At 67.8% G+C, this 19,008-nt stretch carries 7 protein-coding genes; all 7 read left to right on the top strand.

Annotated elements, in window-relative coordinates:
- Window positions 1-19 precede the first annotated feature (19 nt).
- The 7 genes from AB0J95_RS28230 (at window position 20) to AB0J95_RS28200 (ending at window position 19,005) form a co-directional block, all read left to right on the top strand.
- Window positions 20-421: a hypothetical protein gene (locus AB0J95_RS28230; protein ID WP_364764050.1), complete on the top strand. Its 402-nt coding sequence runs from the start codon at window positions 20-22 to the stop codon at window positions 419-421.
- Window positions 418-1,842 carry a multicopper oxidase family protein gene (locus tag AB0J95_RS28225; RefSeq protein ID WP_364764047.1) on the top strand — a complete coding sequence of 475 codons (1,425 nt, stop codon included), beginning with the start codon at window positions 418-420 and terminating at the stop codon, window positions 1,840-1,842. Before AB0J95_RS28230 ends, AB0J95_RS28225 begins: the two co-directional genes overlap by 4 nt.
- A 63-nt stretch (window positions 1,843-1,905) precedes the next feature.
- A complete protein-coding gene (locus AB0J95_RS28220) occupies window positions 1,906-2,757 on the top strand; it encodes an SMP-30/gluconolactonase/LRE family protein (RefSeq protein WP_364764044.1) in 852 nt (283 codons plus the stop codon).
- Between the two features lie 59 nt (window positions 2,758-2,816).
- A complete protein-coding gene (locus tag AB0J95_RS28215; RefSeq protein ID WP_364764041.1) occupies window positions 2,817-3,707 on the top strand; it encodes an amidohydrolase family protein in 891 nt (296 codons plus the stop codon).
- Window positions 3,708-3,823: 116 nt separating this feature from the next.
- Window positions 3,824-4,549, top strand: a complete 726-nt coding sequence (locus tag AB0J95_RS28210; protein ID WP_364764038.1) for an SDR family oxidoreductase — start codon at window positions 3,824-3,826, stop codon at window positions 4,547-4,549.
- 31 nt (window positions 4,550-4,580) lie between these two features.
- Complete coding sequence (locus AB0J95_RS28205) at window positions 4,581-5,552, top strand: RNA polymerase subunit sigma-70 (RefSeq protein ID WP_364764035.1); 972 nt, start codon at window positions 4,581-4,583, stop codon at window positions 5,550-5,552.
- 235 nt (window positions 5,553-5,787) lie between these two features.
- Window positions 5,788-19,005 (top strand): hemopexin repeat-containing protein, encoded by a 13,218-nt coding sequence (locus AB0J95_RS28200; RefSeq protein WP_364764032.1) that lies wholly within the window; start codon window positions 5,788-5,790, stop codon window positions 19,003-19,005.
- The last annotated feature ends 3 nt before the right edge of the window (window positions 19,006-19,008 follow it).

Below are 19,008 nucleotides of genomic sequence, written 5' to 3'. Positions count from 1 at the left end.
CGCGTGTGAGACTACGGCCGTGACCGCACAAGCGTGGCCCTGGACGCTGTTACGGGTTGTCAGCGTCGTCCTGGCCGTCGACACGTTCCTGGAACCGGTGTTCGCCGGCCGGTTCCTCTCCGGTGACTTCGGCATGCTCGCGTTCCACGAGAACAACGCCGACTTCGGGGTGTTCGTCCTGGCGTTGATCCAGGTCATCGCCGCGGTGATCGCCCGGCGCAGGCTGCGGGCGCCGCGGTGGCTGATCCCGGCGGCCGTGGTCCAGGCGGTCCTTTTGACGACGCAGATCATGCTGGGGTTCGTGCGGGTCATCGGCCTGCACGTCCCGCTAGGGGTCGCGCTGGTCGCGACGACCGGCTGGTTCGCCTTGTGGGTGTGCACGCACCGGCCCGCGGACCGGTTGGTCCGGGATGCCGCATGAGGGTCTCGCGCCGCCGGTTCCTCGGCATCGCGGGCGGCACGGTCGCGCTCGGTGCCGCCATTCCTTACCTGGCCCAGAGTGCCGAGACCGGCACGGAGGTAGCCAGCCAGACACCGCTGCCCACACCGTTCACGCGTCCGCTGCCGGTGCCGCCCGTGCTGAAACCGGGCAGCCATCCCGACTTCCCGGACGCGGACTACTACGAGGTCACCGAATCGGTGGCACGCCAGGAGATCCTGCCCGGCCGGTCCACCGAGATCTGGGGCTACAACGGGATCTTCCCCGGTCCGACGATCGTGTCCCGCTCCGGCCGGCGAACCGTGATCAAACGGACGAACGCTCTCCCGGCGCCCACGGTGACCCACCTGCACGGCGGCCAGACCCCACCGGAGAGTGACGGTTTTCCCACCGATCTGGTGTCCCCGAGCAGCTCGCGGATCTACGAATACCCGTTGCGGCAACGGCCCGCTACGCTCTGGTACCACGACCACACGATGGGTTCGACCGCCCCGAACAACTACCGCGGCCTGATGGGGTTCCACCTCATCGAGGACGACGAGAACCTGCCAGTGCCCAGGGGCGACCGTGACATCCCGTTGATGATCACCGACCGGTCGTTCGCCGCGGACGGCGAGTTGCTGTACCCCGGCATGTCGCACGACTCCATGGCGGGCGTGCTCGGCGACGTCATCCTGGTCAACGGCGCGCCTTGGCCGGTGCTGTCCGTGGCTGCCGCGCGCTACCGGTTTCGCCTGCTCAACGCCTCGAACGCGCGTCGCTACGACCTCGCGCTCGACCCAGTGTCACCCTTGGTGCAGATCGGTTCGGACGGTGGTCTGCTCGCGGAACCGTTGAGCCACGACAACATCGAGGTCGCGCCAGCCGAACGCTTCGACGTGGTGGTCGACTTCTCGCACTACCAGCCCGGCCAGGAGGTCACGCTGGTGAACCGGCTGGGCGAGGGGCCCACCGCCCAGGTCATGCGGTTGCGCGTCGGGCAACCGTTGACCGACACCACGTCCATCCCGGCGCGGCTGAGCACGATCGACTCACTCGGCCCGGCGACGGTCACGCGCGACTTCCTGTTCCGGTACCACGATGTGTGGACCATCAACGACAAGGAGTTCGACCCGGACACGCCGCTGGCCTCACCCCGCCTCGGCGACACCGAGATCTGGCGGTTCGTGTCCGACTTCCACCACAGCATCCACATCCACCTCGCGCAGTTCCAGGTGTTGTCGCGCAACGGTGAGGAGCCCGGACCGTATGACGCGGGCTGGAAGGACACGGTCGACCTGCGGCCGACCGAGCTGGTGTCGGTGATCGCGCGGTTCACCGGGTACCGCGGCCGGTACGTCATGCACTGCCACAACCTCGAGCACGAGGACATGATGATGATGGGGACGATCCAGGTCGTGTGAAGTGTCGATCCGGCCGGTCGCCGTTCGTGTGGGAGGTGTTCCTTCGACACGAGGAGTTCGGTCATGGTCCTGCTGAGCGGGTTGAAGATCGGTGAGTCGGCGCGGTGGCGCGACGGCCGGTTGTGGCTGTGCAACTGGGGAACGCAGGAGGTGCTCGCGGTCGGGCTGGACGGGTCGGCCGAGGTGATGGCCAAGGTGCCGACCACCATCCCGTTCTCGATCGACTGGCTGCCGGACGGACGGCTGCTGGTCGTGTGCGGGCCTGAGGGGCGGCTGCTGCGCCAGGAACCGGACGGGTCGCTGGTCGACCACGTGGACCTGAGCGGGCTCGGCGGTGGCCTGAACGAGATCGTCGTGGACAACCGCGGTTTCATCTATGTCAACGGCGGCACGGATTTTCACCCGGACGAGGGCGCGGCGCCGGGGTTCGTCGCGGTCATCACCACCGACGACGAGGTCCGCCAAGTCGCCTCGCAGATCGCGTTCCCCAACGGCATGGTGGTCACCCCGGACAACCGCACGTTGATCGTCTCCGAGTCCTTCGCGGGCACCCTCACGGCGTTCGACATCCAACCGGATGGCGGCCTTTCGCGGCGCCGTGTGTGGGCGCCGGTGCCGGGCGACGGCATCGTGATGGACGCCGAGGGGGCGATCTGGACCCCCGGCTGGAACGACGACCGCCCGGTCTGCCTCAGAGTGGCCGAAGGCGGCCAGATCCTGGACACGGTGCCGTTGGACCAGGCGGGTTTCGCCTGCACGCTCGGCGGCCCGGACGGCAGGACGCTGTTCATGCTCACCGCCGACTGGCACATGCGGGAACCATTCGAGGACAACATCAAGCGCCTGCTGACCGGCCCCGAAACCGGCGAAGTCCGCACCGCACAGGCACCGGCCGCGCACGCCGGCCGCCCATAACGCCGTGACCTGCGGGCGACCGGCCTGCGCAGATGCTGCGTTGACGAGACGTATACCGGATGTCTGCGAGCCCATGGGACGGTGAGGACCAGGCCGCCTCCGATGGGGAACAGATGATCCAGATCAACGACGTCCGGTTGTTCGACGGGGAGTCCGTGCACGACGAGGCCACCGTCGTGCTGGACGGCGAGCGCATCGTCGCGGTGGCGCACCGCTCGCTGCTCGCGCCGCCCGGCCCTGGTCACCAGCTGGTCGTCGGCCGCGGGCACACCTTGCTGCCTGGTTTGATCGATGCCTGCGCGCACGTGCCTGGGCCGACGCTGTCGCTCGGCGTGACGACCGAGCTGGACATGTTCCCGGCCGAGCTGGCCAGAGCGTCGGCCGCGGTCGACGAGCTGCCCGACCGCCTGCCGACAACGCTGGTGTGCTCGCACGTCACGGATGTCGGCTCGGTGCGGACAGCGTTGGCCCAGCAGACCGAGATCATCGCGAACCTGCCGGTGGACGAGCCGCTCCCAGAGGACCTCGTCGAGCGGATCACGGTGCAAGGCGCCGCTGTCGTGCCGTCGCTGACCAGGGTGGAACTCTCGGCGAGAAACCCGATTTCCACCAGGGCCACCACAACCGTGCAGACCCGCGGCGGCTTGCACCACGCCATGCGGAGCACGCGGATGCTGCACGAAGCGGGCGTGATGGTTCTGGCTGGGAGCCACGGCGCTTCGTTGCACCGCGAGCTGGAACTCCTTGTGCTGGCTGGGTTGTCTCCGGTTGACGCGTTGTCGGCGGCGACATCCGTGCCGGCCGACGTGTTCGGCTTGACCGACCGCGGCTATGTCGAGGCGGGCAGGCAAGCGGATCTTGTGCTGGTGGCGGGCGACCCCTGCACCGACATCACCGCCACGCGGATGATCAAGCAGGTTTGGCGCGCCGGAACGCAGTACGTGCCGTAGTCACCGCGCCGACCCCGCTCGGGGGTGATCTGGGTCACTTCTCGCCGTTCGGCGACGGTTTTCCGGGGCGGCGCCGGTCTTGATCCGGACTGATCTCGACTAGTTCGGAGAGTGCGATGTTTCAGACCGCTGTCGTCACTGGTGCCAGCCGGGGGTTCGGGCGGGCGATCGCTGCCGCCCTCGTGGCCGCGGGGACGGATGTCGTTGGTGTCGCCCGGGATGCGGAGGAGTTGCGGGCGGTGGGCGACTCGCTGGGTTCGGCGTTCATCCCGCTGGTCGCGGATGTCACCGAGGAAGGGCTGGCGGATGAGGTGATCGGCGAGCACCGGCCAAGCCTGCTGGTGCTCAACGCCGGTGCCACGCCGCACATGGCACCGGTGCACGAACACACCTGGGAGACGTTCTCCCGCAACTGGCACGTCGACACGCGTCATGTCTTCGAGTGGACCCGGGCCGCGTTGCGGGAACCGTTGGCGCCCGGGAGTGTGGTTGTCGCGATGTCGAGTGGGGCGGCTTTGCAGGGTTCGCCGTTGAGCGGCGGGTACGCCAGCGCGAAGGCCGCGATCCGGTACATCCGGGGGTACGCGGCCGACGAGTCGGCGCGGGCCGGGCTGGGGATCCGGTTCGTCGCGCTGCTGCCGCAGCTGACGCCGTCCGGCGTTGGATCCGTTGGGGTGATGGGATATGCCGAGCGGGAGGGCATCTCGCGGGACGCGTTCGCCGAGCGGCTGCAACCGGCTTTGACGCCCGAGCAGGTGGCCAAGGCGGTGCTGGAGGTCGCCGGGGACGCGGACAGCGCACCGGAACATGTGGTCGCCGGCGGCGGGCTGCGGCCGGTCTAGAGTGGACGGTGCCGCCGCCCGGGAGAGGACCATGCCGCCGGAGTTCACTGTGACCGAGCAGTTCCGGCCGGAGCTGCTCGCGCACTGCTACCGGCTGCTCGGGTCCATCCATGACGCCGAGGACCTCGTGCAGGAGACGTATCTGCGGGCCTGGCGGGGTTTTGACCGGTTCGAGGGGCGGTCGTCGGTCCGGCGGTGGCTGTACAAGATCGCGACGACGGCGTGCCTGACCGCGCTGGAAACCCGCTCCCGGCGGCCACTTCCGTCCGGTCTGGGCGCGCCGTCGAGCGATCACCAGATCACGCTGGCCGCCCGCGAGCCCGCGGTGCCGTGGCTCCAGCCCGCGCCGTTCGACCCCGACACGTTCGCGTCGGTGCGCCTGGCTTTCGTCGCGGCACTGCAGTATCTGCCCGCGCGGCAACGAGCCGTGCTGACCCTCCGCGATGTCCTGGCGTTCTCCACCGCCGAGGTGGCCGAGATCCTGGACACCACCGTCGCGGCCGTCGACAGCGCCCTCCGCCGTGCCCGCACCCGCCTCGCCGAAGCCGGTCCGGTTGAGGAAGACCTCGCCGAACCCTCTGCGACAGCGCAACAGACCCTGCTCAACAACTACGTCGACGCCTTCACCCGAGCCGACCCCGGCGCCCTCATCACCCTCCTGCGCGCCGACGTCGAGCTCGAAATGCCGCCCACCCCAACGTGGTTCACCGGCCGCACCGCCGTCCTCGGCTTCCTCACCACTCACGTCCTGCGCCCCACCCTCTGGCATCTCACCGCGACCTACGCGAACGCCCAGCCGGCTCTGATCGTCGGCAAACACACCGACGCGGGCCTGACCCCGTACGGCATCCAGGTCCTCACCCTCGTCGGCCCGCACATCGCCCGCATCACCGCCTTCAACGACCCGGCCCTGGTCCCGGCGTTTGCCGGCCAGCCAACCGGGAGCGGTAGGCGAGGAGGGAATGTTGCTCTCTCACGTGATCGCGATCCCGGAAGTGATTGAGCTCCGGAGTAACGTTCTCGATCCACACTGTGCGTACTCGCGGCCCCCTTCCAGGTGATCATCTCCGACCGCGTTGTCCGATTTGTGTCTGGTGATGAGTACACCCGTTCAGCTCATATGAGCGGCTTCGAAACGTGGTTAGAATCATCCGCTGTAATGCCGCGCGACCCGTGAATGCGGGCGTCGAAGGTCGGGGCTTTCTCAGACGTATTCCTATTTCCTTACGGGGGCGCGCGTGCGTCAAGACCATTTGCTGCCGACGTATGCCCAACTGTTCGGCGCGTTGGACTTCCGTGCCGTCGACGAGGGGCGCTCGGTGTACTCGCCGGCCGCCTACCTCGCCGATCTGCTCAAGCTGATCGAGGACAACTTCGACGGTGAGCCACTCACCGGACCGGACCGCCGTCCGGATCTCACCGCAATTCCGCTCGATGGCGAACATACCTACACAGAGTCACCTTATCTCGATATCGTCACGAGAGTACTGCGTGGGTTGACCGGCGCGGATCTGAAAGACGTGCGATTCCCGTTCAGCATGCCGTTCGACCTCGACCGGGAAAAGGCACGCCGTTATCTGCGGCATTTCCAGACCGGTCCAATTGAGCTGTACGAGCTGTTCGCGGACGTTGTCGACCGCGACACCGTGGCCCGCGAGTTCCTCGGTCTGTCGGTGGACGACGTCAAGCTCGTGACCACCGTGATCACCGACAACGCGGACCTGCTGACCACGTACTACGGGTTCGACGGGACCTTCGCCGACCTGCAGGACGTCGCTCAGTTCGTGCGCGCGACCCGGCTCACCGCCGTCGAGCTGGACGCGCTGGTTCACCTGGGCGCCACCGCGTTCGTCAACCAGAGCCCCACGCCGGTCACCCTCGACGAGGCGGGCACCAAACTCACCCAGGGCGGCAAAGCCGTTCCGCAGGCGTGGTTCGAACGGGTCAGCCGGTTCGTCCGGCTCGCCCGGAAGGCCGGCCTGGCCCTCGGTGACGCCGACATCGTGCTGAGACGCTGCTGCGGCAACAAGATCAACGCCGAAGCCCTGCGCACACTCGCCGTGGTCATCCACCTGAGCCGCACGCTGACCCTGCCGATCGACGTGATCACCAGCCTGACCGGCCCGATCGACGACGACCTGTTCGAGCGCGTGTTCAACGAGCCCTTCGCAACCGAGCACACGGTCATCCAAGGGCCCGCCACGAAGGTGCCCGCCGGGACAACGGTTCTGACCATCTCGGGTGACATTCTGCATCCGCGCAACAAGGACTACCGCGTCCGAGTGGCGCGCTCGATCGGTCTGTCCGATCCCGATCTCGGCACCGTCGTCACGCGGATCCGCAAGCGCTACACGGGTCTGGGCACACAGCCCGGCCCGTTCGACCCGGCCGGCCTGAAGTCCGTCGCCCTGCTGCACCGGGTGGCGAAGCTGACCACGGCTCTCGGCATCTCCGCCACCGAGTTCTTCACCATCCTGGACGCGCTGACCCAGGACCCCGGCACGTTCGCCGGCGGGCTGCTCGAAGTCGAACCGGGAACGCAGGATCTCTATCGCATGCTGGAAGCCCCGGACGTCGCTTCGGCGCTGTGCCTGGCGCAGCTGCTGGTCAGCGTCGTGCGCTGGATGCAGGCCATCGGGATGGACAGCGGCGAGCTCTCGTCGATCCTGGCCGGGGACAACGCCGCCGAGGACGTCAGCGAGCAGCTCGGCGAGGCCCTCGACCAGGTGGCCCTGGCGCCGGGCTCGTTCGTCTCCGACCGGTTCGGTGAGCGGGCCTCGCGGGTCGTGTTCGACGTGCTCAACGCGTCCGAAGGAGTTGTGTCCGAACGGGACAGTCGCCTGCTCCGGCTCGACCCGGCGCTGGTCGGCACGGCGGCCTACGACTGCATCGCCGAGCTGGGCATGCTGACCGAGGAGGACTTCTTCGGTCTGGGCCTGGCCGAGCAGCTGGCGGGCAAGATCTACACGAACCTGGTCCGCGTCGGTGCCCTCGACGAGTCGGGCATGGTCGTCAAGGACGACTTCGTGCTGGCAGGCGACTTCACCGCCTACCGCGCGCGGTTGTTCGAGCTCATCGGTGAGTCGGAGGCGTTCTACCCGTCGAGCATGGCGGACCTGGAGGGGCCGACCGAGCTGCAGCTGGCCGAGCTGTACGACAACCTGATCGTGCTCGGCTACCTCGACGAGGACGGCGTCATCCAGGACCCGGACTTCTTCGCCGACCCGGGCAACGAGCACCTGTTCACCACCACCCTGCCGCTCGACCCGGTCGCCCAGGAGGTCAGGAGCCTGCTGCTGGAGCGGACCGAGCAGTGGCGGACCGAGCCGGTCACGCTCGACCCCGAGATCTTCGCCGACCTGACGCTGACCGGCCAGCAGCGCACGGATCTGGTGGAAAGCCTGCGGTTCAACGGGTACATCGACCGCGACGACAACTACGCCGACCCGGCCGCGCTGATCAAGCTGACCCTGGAGGCGTTCAGCGTCTCGGCGGTGTTCCACCCCTATCGGGCCGGGATCCTGGCGGCGATCCAGACCCAGCTCACCGACCGGCGCGCCGAAGTCCTGACCGTCGAGGCCGACCAGTTCGCCGAGATCGCCGACCACGCCGTCGCCCGCGCGGTCGTCGCCGCCCTCGACGGCAGCTATCTCGTCGAGTCCCTTGTGCCGGACGAGATGCGCTCGTTCTTCGCCGACCCGGCCAACGTCGTGTCGCTCGCCGGCTCGGTCTGGGAGAACCTGTTCTCGGACACCGATCTGGCCACCATCACCCAGCGGATCGCCGCCGTCCTCACCGAGCAGCAGCCCTACCGGCTCGACCTGGATGCCGTGGCGGACCTCGGGTTCGACGCCGATGAGTCCGAGCGGCTCGTGGCCATCCTCGAAGCCCGCGACGACATCGACGAAGAGCTTGCCGTGCCGGAGGACCGGCTGGCCTGGTTCGCCACCGCCGCGAACGCGGTCGGCTACACCATCGAAGGCCTCACGGACTACCAGACCGACATCTTCTTCCTGCTGCACACCGCCGCCCGCGAGATGATCGCGGCCCGCACGGAGATCACCGACAAGCTCACCGAACTGGCCGGTGCGCAGCGATCCGCCCTTCTCGGCGTCCTGACCGACGCGACCGGACTGCCGGAAGGCACCGTCGAGGCTGTCTGCTCGGGCGTGGCAGACAGCCTCGCCGGGGCCTTCGACGGCCTGCTTTCCCCGGATGCCAAGAAGATCTACGACCGGGTCCGGCGGTTCGCCGTGCTGGCCACGAAACTCAGCATGGACGCCACCCAGGTCGGGGTCGCCTTTCACGACCAGGACCTGGCGGACAAGTTCCCCGAGCCGCTGGTGCTGCCGCCGGACGTCGACCGGATCGACGCGCTGCTGGACTCCGCTGACGGCAACCGTTACCTGTTCCACAACGGCTTGTACTGGGTTTATGGCAAGGGTGTCGAGACCGCGACCGGGCCCAAGCAGCTGATCGAGCTGTCGCCCAGGTTCGCCGACCTGGCAGCCATCGACGCCGCTTTCGTTGACGCGCAGGGAACTGAGTGGATCATCGGCCACGATGGCGCCGGCTCACACGCGTTCGTCCGGTTGCCCGGCACCGGGCACTGGGCGCGCAAGGACCAGATCTGGGGCACGGTAAGGAACAACGTCGCCGAGCCCGCGCGCATCGACAGCGCTTTCGTCGATGACGACGGCCGCACCTACCTGTTCTGCGGCGACCAGTACGTTCGGTACTCCGGTTCGGACTACACGTATGTCGACGAGGGGTATCCGCGGGCGATCGGCGAGTGGTGGGAGGGGGAGGGGCGGCACGCTCCGCTGCCGGAACGGTTCCGGACGGCCGTCGACGCGTCGGTCCAGGACCGGGACGGCACAACGCATCTGTTCTCCGGCGACCGGTGTCTCGCCGTCGGCACCGGATCGCCGGACCAGCCCACCGCCGAGGTCTGGGGCCGGGTCCGCAATGTCCTGGGGGACACTGGAAAAGTCGAGGCCGCCTACGCCGAACCGTCTGCTGTTGTGCTGTTCTCGGGCAACCAGGTAGCCCGGTACTCCGACAGCATCGAGAACGACGGCGTCCAGATCGACGACAGCTATCCGTGCAAGATCGAGTCGTACCTGCCGGACATCCCGCCCGGCTTCGACAGCGCGCTGGAAGCGGCTTTCGCCGACGAGAACGGGATCGTGCACGTCTTCAAGGACGGCAAGACGGTCGCGGTCGAACGCGGCAAGACTGGCACGGTCACGCAGACCTCGCAGCGGTGGGGTCAGCTGGGCCCGATCCTGCCCGACGGCGTGGACTCCGCGCTGGTGGGCCTCGACGGGCGGACGTACCTGTTCAGCGGGGAACGCTACCTGCGCTATACCGGCACCGACTACTCCATTGTGGACCTCGGATATCCGCGGAGGATCGCCAAGGACTGGGGCGGGTTGCGTCAGGTCGGCGCTTCGTTCGTCATGGACGGTGCGACGCATCTGTTCGGACCCGGTGGGCTTCTGTTCGCCCTGACCATCGACCACGAACCTGACCTCGCCGCGGGAACGGTCTCCCGTGCACTGCGCGAGAAACTGGCGGACCACGCGATCACGCTCGCTGTCGACGCACGGGTGACCGGAGCCACGCCGGAGTGGCAGCTCACCGCCGACCAAGGCCTCAAGCTTGTGCTGCGGCGGGTCGAGGAGACCGTTGCGGACGTCGTTCAGGTCCGGATCGAGGTGCACGTCGACCCGACTCAGGACGTGCAGTTCGTCGTGCGCTACTCCAGCCGGGACTACACCACGCCGGACGCCGGTTACCCGAGACCGTTGGCGGACAACTGGTGGAACCTGCCCGACGGCGTCTTCTCCACTGTGGACACCGTGTTCACCGGTCTGGACCACCGGACCTATCTGTTCTCCGGCGGGCACTTCGTCGTGTTCGACGCCAAGCACCGCTGGTGGTCCGAGCCACGTGAGCTGCAGAGCCGTTGGGACAGCCTGCCTTTCGACCACGTCGACGCTGCCTTCGTCGGCAAGGATGGCAAGACGTACCTGTTCTCCGGCGACCAGTACGTCCGGTACTCCGGCAGCGACTACACCGAGCTGGACGACCGCTACCCGGCGCCGATCGCGCCCTTCTGGGGCAACATCGTCAACACCATCACCCGGCACGGTCGCGTAGATGCCACTCTGGTGGTGGACACCGCCACGTACCTGTTCTCCGGCAACCAATACGTCCGTTACGACGGGCCTGACCGCACGGTTGTCGCCGACGGGTACCCGAAGGCGCTCAGCGCTTTGTCGTCCGAACCGCATTTCGCCAACCTGACCGAGACGCTGACGAAGGTCGACGCCGCCTTCGCCGACCGGCGCAACATCTACTTGATCTCCGACGGCCGTTGCCACGCCATTTCCGACAAGCTGTACCGGAAGTACGAGAACTTCGGTGACGTGCGGTGTGCGTTCGTCGAGGACGGGATGGTGCTCGCCGAGGGATACGAGGGCTGGCAACACCTCAGCTCACTCGAAGGCCTGACCGTCGACAGAACCGGTTTCCGGCCACGGGTTCTGCGGAAGGTGCCGCCCGCGTTCCAGCGCGAACTGGACGCGGTGCTGCGCGGCACCGACGGGAACACCTATCTGTTCAAAGGAAGTTCGTGCTTCGACGTCGGGCTGAACCGGAGGTTCGAGTTCGCCGAGGACTGGGGCCGCGGCCGGACGGCCATCGTGCAGGACAACCGGGTCGACGCCGCCTTCGTAGGTCGTGACAGCAAGACCTACGTGTTCAGCGGCGACCAGTTCGTGGTCTACGCCGGAACCCAGCTGGTCGACGGGTACATCGAGGGTGAGCCGCGGTTGATCGCCGACCACTGGGGCGGCGGCCTGACCAGCGTGACCCTGGCGTACGTACGCGGCAACACGACGTACGTCTTCGAGAAGCCCGGTGATGACGGGACAATGCGGTACCTGACGTTCGACGGCACCGACTACCGGCACCCGGACGACGGCTACCCGTGGGTGGCGGACGCCGACTTCTGGGATATTCCGGCGGATCTGCGGCCGGACGGGTTCACCGCGCCCGACGCCGTGCTGTTCGATGGCGAGTCCATGCTGGTGCTCGTCGGCGACAAGTATCTGGCGCGCAACGAGATCCGCGGCACCTGGGCACCGCCGCGACCGGCGAGCAGGCTGTGGCCCGGCGTCGAGAAGGACTGGCCGGCGCCGGTGACCGCCGCGTTCACCGGCCGCGACTCCGCGACCTACCTGTTCTTCCCGGGCAAGTTCACCCGCGTCGCATCCGGTGTGGTGGAGGCGTCCCGGCCGATCAGGGACGTGTGGGCCCGGTCCCGCAACAACTTCACGGCACCCGGCGGGCAGGTGGACGCGGCGGTCGTGATCTGCGGCCAGCTGACTTACCTGTTCTCCGGGGACCAGTACGTCCGCTACACCGGATCGAACTACCGGTACGCCGATCCCGGCTACCCCAGGCTGATCGCCGACAACCTGCGCCGGGAGGACGCGTTCCGCAACCTGCCGGACTCGTTCGAGGACGTCGTCGCCGCATGTGCCGACCGTGGTGGCCGGGTGGTCGACGCGGTGGTTTCCAACCGCCGCAACGTGTACCTGTTCATCAACGGCGAGTGCCACGCCGTTTCGCGTGCGCCGTCCGCGTCCTACGACCTCACCGAACTCGGCAAGGTCCGCAACATGCTGGCCGCGACCGGTCACGTCGACGCCGGGCTTGCCGGCAACGGCAGCATGTTCCTGTTCAGCGGGGACCAGTATGTCCGCTACTCGGGCAGCGAGTACACGTTCGTCGACGACGGCTACCCTCGAACGATCGAGACGTTCCTGGCGAACGATCTCGGCATCGACTACTTGCCCGCCGAGCTGAACGACGGCATCGACGCGGCCTTCCATGGCACTGACAACGGCACGTACCTGTTCGCCGGGCCATCGTGGTTCCGGGTGGACAAACAGGGCAGCGCCCAGCCGGTGAAGGGTGTCTGGGGCCGGGTCCGCAACGCCTTCATCGACACCCCGGGCGTCGACGCGGCTTTCGTCGCGCCGACAGGGGAGTTGTACGTGTTCCGAGGCGGCCAGTTCGCTCGGTACTGTGGTGCCGACCGCACGTACGTCGACGACGGCTTCCCCAGAACCGTCAAGGACGACTGGGGCGACCTGCCCACCTTGTTCGAAGACGGGATCGACAGCGCGTTCGTCCTGGATGGACGGACCTACTTCGGCCTCGGCAACGACTTCGTCCGGTACTCCGACGGCTACGGCCAGATCGACCGGACCTTCCCGCAGACGTTCGAACAGCGCTGGTCCGGCGGTACGCCCTACCGGATCGCGGACCTGCGGATCATCGCCCGGTTCGCGGCCCTGGCCGGCGCCAACGAGGGACTCGCCGAGTTCTCCGCCACGACCGTGCCCGACCCGTACGCGAGCCTGTCGGAGATCTTCGGCTGGGACGTCGAGGAACTGCGCTGGCTCGCGAGGCACCGCAGCGTGCTCACGGTCGCCGACGACCGGGTCGAGCTGGAACTGCTGGTGAAACTGGTCGACGCGTTCGCCATCGCCGACAGGCTGGGCACCGGGCCGTCCGCGGTCTTCGGGATCTGGACCGGGTTGTTCGGCGATCACCCGTCCGAAAAGGACACCGCGAAGGCGCTGTACGAGCTGCTGGCCCGCCGGTTCAGCGCGCCGGACTGGGCGGTGCTGTCCCGGCAGGTGCACGACGAGCTGGTGGTGCTCGAACGGGACGCGTTGGCGTCGTACATCCTTGCCAGCACCGGCGCGGAGACCTCGCGCGAGCTGTTCGAACGGCTGCTCATCGACGTCGACATGGGCAGCCAGGGGATGACTTCGCCGGTGCGCGAGGGGATCGCGGCCACCCAGCTGTTCCTGCACCGCTACTTCCTCGACCTGGAGGACGTGACCGGCCGTGGCGGCACCGAGGCCGAGGTCCGGGACCGGATGCGGGCCTGGTGGGCCTGGATGCGGAACTACCGCACCTGGGAGGCCAACCGCAAGGTCTTCCTCTACCCGGAGAACTACCTGCGCCCGGAGTTGCGCCCGGGCAAGACACCCGCGTTCCAGCAGCTGCAAGACGACCTGCTGCAGGGCGAGATCACCCCCGAGTCGGTCGAACGCTCGTACAAGCGCTACCTGGACGAGTACACCGAGGTCTCCCGGCTGGCCATCGCCGGTGGCCACATCTACACCGCGGGCGCCGAGGACACCCGTGACCTCGTCCTCTTTGGACGGACCAGGACCCAGCCCCGGCGGTACTACTACCGGCGTGCCCAGTTCCGCAGCGCGGACAAGCTCACCGCCGCCTGGGAGCCGTGGCTGAAGGTGGACGTCCAGATCGACGCCGACCTGGTGTACCCCGTGCACGCCTTCAACCGCGTGTTCGTGTTCTGGACGACCAAGGAATCGGTCGCTCCGGCCACGACCGGGAGCACGACCATCACCACCACGCAGTCCGGCAACTCGCAGGATCTCACCGCGCCTCCCCAGACCGAACGCGTCCGCATCCACTACTCGTTCTACAACCTGAACAAGGAATGGGTGCCCAAGCAGACGCTGGAGATGGACACCCGCAACGACGGCTCGATCTACGACGTGCGGCTGTCGGTCGAGGCGGCCGGCGGCGGCGACGTTCCCGAGTCCATTGTGGTCTCCTGCACATACTCGGTGGTGAGCATCAAGCCCGGCACGGTGGTCGTCACCAAGGTCACCAAGAACCAGATCTCCGCACTCACCCCGGAGCTGGTCGAGGTGCCGATCCAGGCGGCCATCCCGGCGTCGAACCTGCCGGACGCCTCCGGCGCCGACCTGGTCAAGGACGTCCTGGCCCAGGGCGAGCTCGTCACCGACCCGGCCAGCAGCCCCAAGGTCGTCCGGTTCACCAGCCCGAGCAAGTCCGACTACGGCCCGTGGTTCAGCATCGACTACAAGGGCGGCAGCTTCCTCTGCCGTCCCGCCGTGGTCGCCCCCGCCACCCCGGTCACGCCATCCCCGTTGACAGGCAACAAGGCCGGCCTGCCCGAGTGGTCCAGGATCAACGCCGCGGCCGAGCTGACCGACGGATCCCGGATCTTCTTCGGCAACACGGGCCAGTACGCCACGATCACCAAGGGTGCCACCGGTGAAGGCGGAACCATTGCCGACCGCTGGGGCCGGAAGGCGACCAACCTGACCCGCACGGGCGTCGTGGACGCCGTGTTACGCCGCGGCGACCAGACCTTCGTCTGCTCGGGCTCGCAGTACTACAAGTACACCGGCGGCCCGTTCGGCACGCTGCAACCCAACTACCCCAAGGACATCGAGACCAATCCGGACAACCTGCCGCACTGGCCGAAGATCGACGCGGCGTTCACCGACCTCAACGAAGTCGAGTGGTTCTACTCCGCCGCCCAGAACCAGATCGTCCGCAGCGGTCGGCTGACCACCCCGGCAACCCTGTTCGACCGCCCCGGGAACACCAGGTTCGACGCGGGCTTCGTCGACACCGACGAGCAGTCCACCTACCTGTTCGTGGACGGCAACTACATCAAGTTCTATGGCAGGGATCTCAGCAGGTTCGACGATCCACGCCCGATCGCGGGCAACGACGACAACATCCCACAGTGGAGCCGCATCGGCGCGGCGCTGCGAGTGGGCCGGGTGACCTACTACTTCAACGAGGACAGCCAGACCTACATCGAGTCCACCGCCGCCGAGCCCGACAAAACCCCGCCACAGCAGGACCGGGACCGGGACAGAGGCCCGAATCCACCCCGCAAGCCCAAGCCCAGGGCGACCGAGGTGACCAAGCAGACCCGGGACCTCAACCGGGGTGTGACCACCGGCGGTTTCAAGAGCGTCGACGCGGCCTACGTCCAGGACAAGTACCTGTACCTGACCAGCGGCACCCAGTACGTTCGATACACGTTGCCGGACAAGGGACCTGTGCCGAACGTCGTCGACGACGCCTACCCGAAGACGATGCTGCGGGCGCTCACCGGCGTGTTCCGTCGCGGCCCCCAGCGGTTCGCGTTCAGCGGCGACTACTACGCCCGCCTGCGGGACGGCCAGGAGCTCAGTGATCTCAACGGGTTCGCGTTGATCCAGGGCAACTGGGGCGATCTGCCCGCCGACTTCGCTGATTACACGGGTTTGCTGGACAGCGACTCGGACAAGCGGCTGTATCTGTTCCTGGGCCCCAACTACGTCGGTTTCTCGACCACGATCTCCGTGCCACGGCCGTTCGAACGGGCTTCCCTGCCGCTGGAGATCGTCCGGCTGACCACAAGCACGGCCGCGCAGCTCAACCAGCGGCTGCTCGCCGGCGGGGTGAACAGCCTGCTGGACCCGGCCGGCCAGGAGCTCAACGAGCTGCCCGCGTTCAGCGTCGGCCGCTCGGACCGCAACACCATCCAGGTCCGTGGCGATCGGGTGCCGGAGAACCGTTTGCCCGCGGGTGAGCATCTGGACTTCCAGAGCGCCAACGGGGTCTACTACTGGGAGATCTTCTTCCACGCACCGATCCTGATCGCGCAGACGCTCAACGACGCCCAGCGGTTCGCCGATGCCCGGCAGTGGTACGAGTACGTCTTCGACCCGACCGAGCCGGACCGGTACTGGAAGTTCCTGCCGTTCCTCGCGGTCGACCTGGCCGCGCTGGCCGACCGCTGCCGCCGCGACCTGACCGACCTGACCGCGCGCCTCGCCGACGCGAGCTACGCCATGCCGGCCGGGCTGTCCGACGGGTTGAACGCCGTCCTCAATGGACTCACGCAGCTGACCCCCGCGTTCCGCGAGAACCGGCCGCTCACCGAAGCGGAGCTGGCAGTACTCGATTCGCTGTCGGCCACCGGGCTGAACACCTTGCTGACCGACGCCGTTACCGCGGCACAAGCCCAGATCACCAACCGGATCCGGGAACCCAGGCGGACTCTGCTGCGCGGGATCGTCACCGCGTTGTCCCAGCTGCGGGAGCGGACCGCGCTCGTGTCCGGGCTGCGGCGGACATACGACCTGGTGGGCGACCACGACAGTTTGATCGCGGCGTACCACAAGGATCCGTTCGACCCGCAGGCGATCGCCGACCTGCGGCCGGTGGCGCACCGGCGGGCCGTGGTGATGGCCTACATCGACAACATCCTCGACTGGGGCGACATGCTGTTCCGCCAGTACACGGGGGAGAGCATCGACGAGGCCCGGATGCTGTACATCTTCGCGTGGGACCTGCTCGGTCTGCGGCCCGAGCTGACCGGGAGCGTGCCGTTGGCGCTGACCAAGACCTATCACGAGCTCGACCCCGGGCCGAAGGACCTGGACCTGGTGGCCGAGCTGACCGCGGGCGGGCGGCTGCTGGAAGGCCCGGGTGTGGTCAACGCCGGGGTGGCCAGCAGCTACTTCAGGATCCCGGACAACAGCCAGTTCACCGCGTACTGGGACCGGGTCGAGGACCGGCTGCGCAAGATCCGCCAGTCGCTCAACATCCTCGGCATCAGCCAGCCGCTGCCGTTGTTCGAGCCGCCGATCGACCCGATGGACCTGGTCCGCGCGGTCGCCGCGGGTATGGACGTGGGCCAGGCGGTGGCGTCCAGCGTGGCGGTTGCGGTGCCGCACTACCGGTTCGACACGATGTTCCGCCGCGCGCAGGAGCTGGTGGACAAGCTCAAGCAGTTCGGCCAGGACCTGTTGTCGGTGCTGGAACGGCGGGACGGCGAGGAGCTCAGCCTGCTGCAGAACCGGCAGGAGGGCGTGATCCTGGACATGACCCGGGCGATCAAGGACGCCCAGATCGAGGCGGCCGCGGCGAACCTGCGCGAGCTGCAGGCCAGCAAGGACGCCACCGACCAGCGGATCGCGCGCTACCAACGGCTTGTCGACAATGGACTGTCCGCTTTGGAGCAGGCGCAACTGGGCCTGATGGGCACGGCCGCGGCCCTGCACCTGACCTCCGGGCTGCTCAAGCTCGGCGCGGGCATCGCCTATGCCGTCCCACAGGTCAAGATGGGCGTGTTCATCATGGGCATGGAGTGGGGCGGCAAGCAGGTCGGCAAGGTGCTGGACAAGGCGGCCGAGATCCCGCAGTCGCTGGCCGAGGGGTTGCAGGTCACCGGTGAACTGCTGGGGGTGCGCGCCGAACACGACCGCACCGCCGAGGAATGGCAGTTCCAGCTGGCTACCGCGAAGAACGACCTGACCCAGATCACCCACCAGGTCACCGGCGCCGAACAGCAGCTGAAGAGCGCGCAGCGGGAGGCCGAGGTGCTCGCCCAGGAGATCGCCAACAACCAGGCCGTCGCGGCACAGCTGAAAGGCAAGTTCTCCAGCGCCGAGCTGTACCGGTGGATGGCCGGTGAGCTGGCCGGGCTGTACTTCCAGGCGTACTCGATGGCCTACGACACGGCCCGTGCCGCCGAGCGGGCACTGCGGTTCGAGCGGGGCCTGAACGACGCCGAGGTCACGTTCATCCGGCCGCTGTACTGGGACAGCCGCCGCGGCGGGTTGCTCGCCGGTGACAGCCTCAGCCTGGACCTGGAAAAGCTCGGCCAGGCGTACTACACGACCGGGGCACGCGGGATGGAGATCACCAAACAGGTGTCCCTGCTGGAGATCGACCCGGCCGCGGCGCTGACGTTGTCGGCGACGGGCGCGTGCGACTTCGCGCTCACCGAGGAGCTGTTCGACCACGACTTCCCGGGCCACTACCGGCGCCAGATCCGCAGCCTCGCCGTGTCCTTTGTGGACGAAGACGGTGCGGCCACGCAACCCAACGCCACGCTGACCCAGATGAGCCACAAGACCGTGCTTTCCGCGGACACCAAGGCGGTCCGGCACCTGCTCGACCCGAAGCAGCCGCCGCCCGGCACCTTGCGCAGCGACTGGCGGGCCAACCAGCAGATCGCACTGTCGTCGGTCGGCGAGCAGGAGAACAACGGCCTGTTCGAACTGCGCTACGACGACACCAGGTACCTCCCGTTCGAAGGCACCGGGGCGGTGTCCACCTGGCACCTCCAGCTCACCGGCCGCAAGCCCACCAACCTCCGGGACGTCGTCATCACCGTCCGCTACACCGCCGAGGACGGCGGCCAGGTGTTCGCCAACGCGGTGAAGGGCATGCTCAAACCGTACGCGGCGGCCAGGTTCTTCGACATCGCAACGGAGTTCCCCGACGAGTGGCAGGAGTTCGTCGACGGCGAGGGCACCTCGCTGACCCTGCCGTTCACCCCGGACATGTTCCCCGGCCTGGCCCGCAACGAGATCAGCGGCGTCTACGCCCACTACACCCTGGCCAACGGCACCCCCGTCCGGGTGTCCCTGGACGGGGCCAGGCTCACCGAGGGCAAGCTGCTGTCCACTTCGGACCTCCGGTTCACCGACGAGGGCTGGACGTTCGCCGTCGACGGCGACAAGACCGCACTGGCCGGCCTCGGCCTCGTGCTGACCTACCAGGCAAGCGTCGGCTGAGCG

The sequence above is a fragment of the Actinocrispum sp. NPDC049592 genome (assembly GCF_040675465.1).
Taxonomy (GTDB): Bacteria; Actinomycetota; Actinomycetes; order Mycobacteriales; family Pseudonocardiaceae; genus Kibdelosporangium.
The sequence above is the reverse complement of the archived record's forward strand: the minus strand, read 5'-3'. Positions and strand labels throughout refer to the sequence as shown.

Excerpts from the sequence above, each read along its gene's own strand:
- AB0J95_RS28225 (WP_364764047.1), top strand. The coding sequence starts at position 418 with ATGAGGGTCTCGCGCCGCCGGTTCCTCGGCATCGCGGGCGGCACGGTC.
- AB0J95_RS28205 (WP_364764035.1), top strand. The coding sequence starts at position 4,581 with ATGCCGCCGGAGTTCACTGTGACCGAGCAGTTCCGGCCGGAGCTGCTC.
- AB0J95_RS28215 (WP_364764041.1), top strand. The coding sequence starts at position 2,817 with ATGTCTGCGAGCCCATGGGACGGTGAGGACCAGGCCGCCTCCGATGGG.
- AB0J95_RS28220 (WP_364764044.1), top strand. The coding sequence starts at position 1,906 with ATGGTCCTGCTGAGCGGGTTGAAGATCGGTGAGTCGGCGCGGTGGCGC.
- AB0J95_RS28210 (WP_364764038.1), top strand. The coding sequence starts at position 3,824 with ATGTTTCAGACCGCTGTCGTCACTGGTGCCAGCCGGGGGTTCGGGCGG.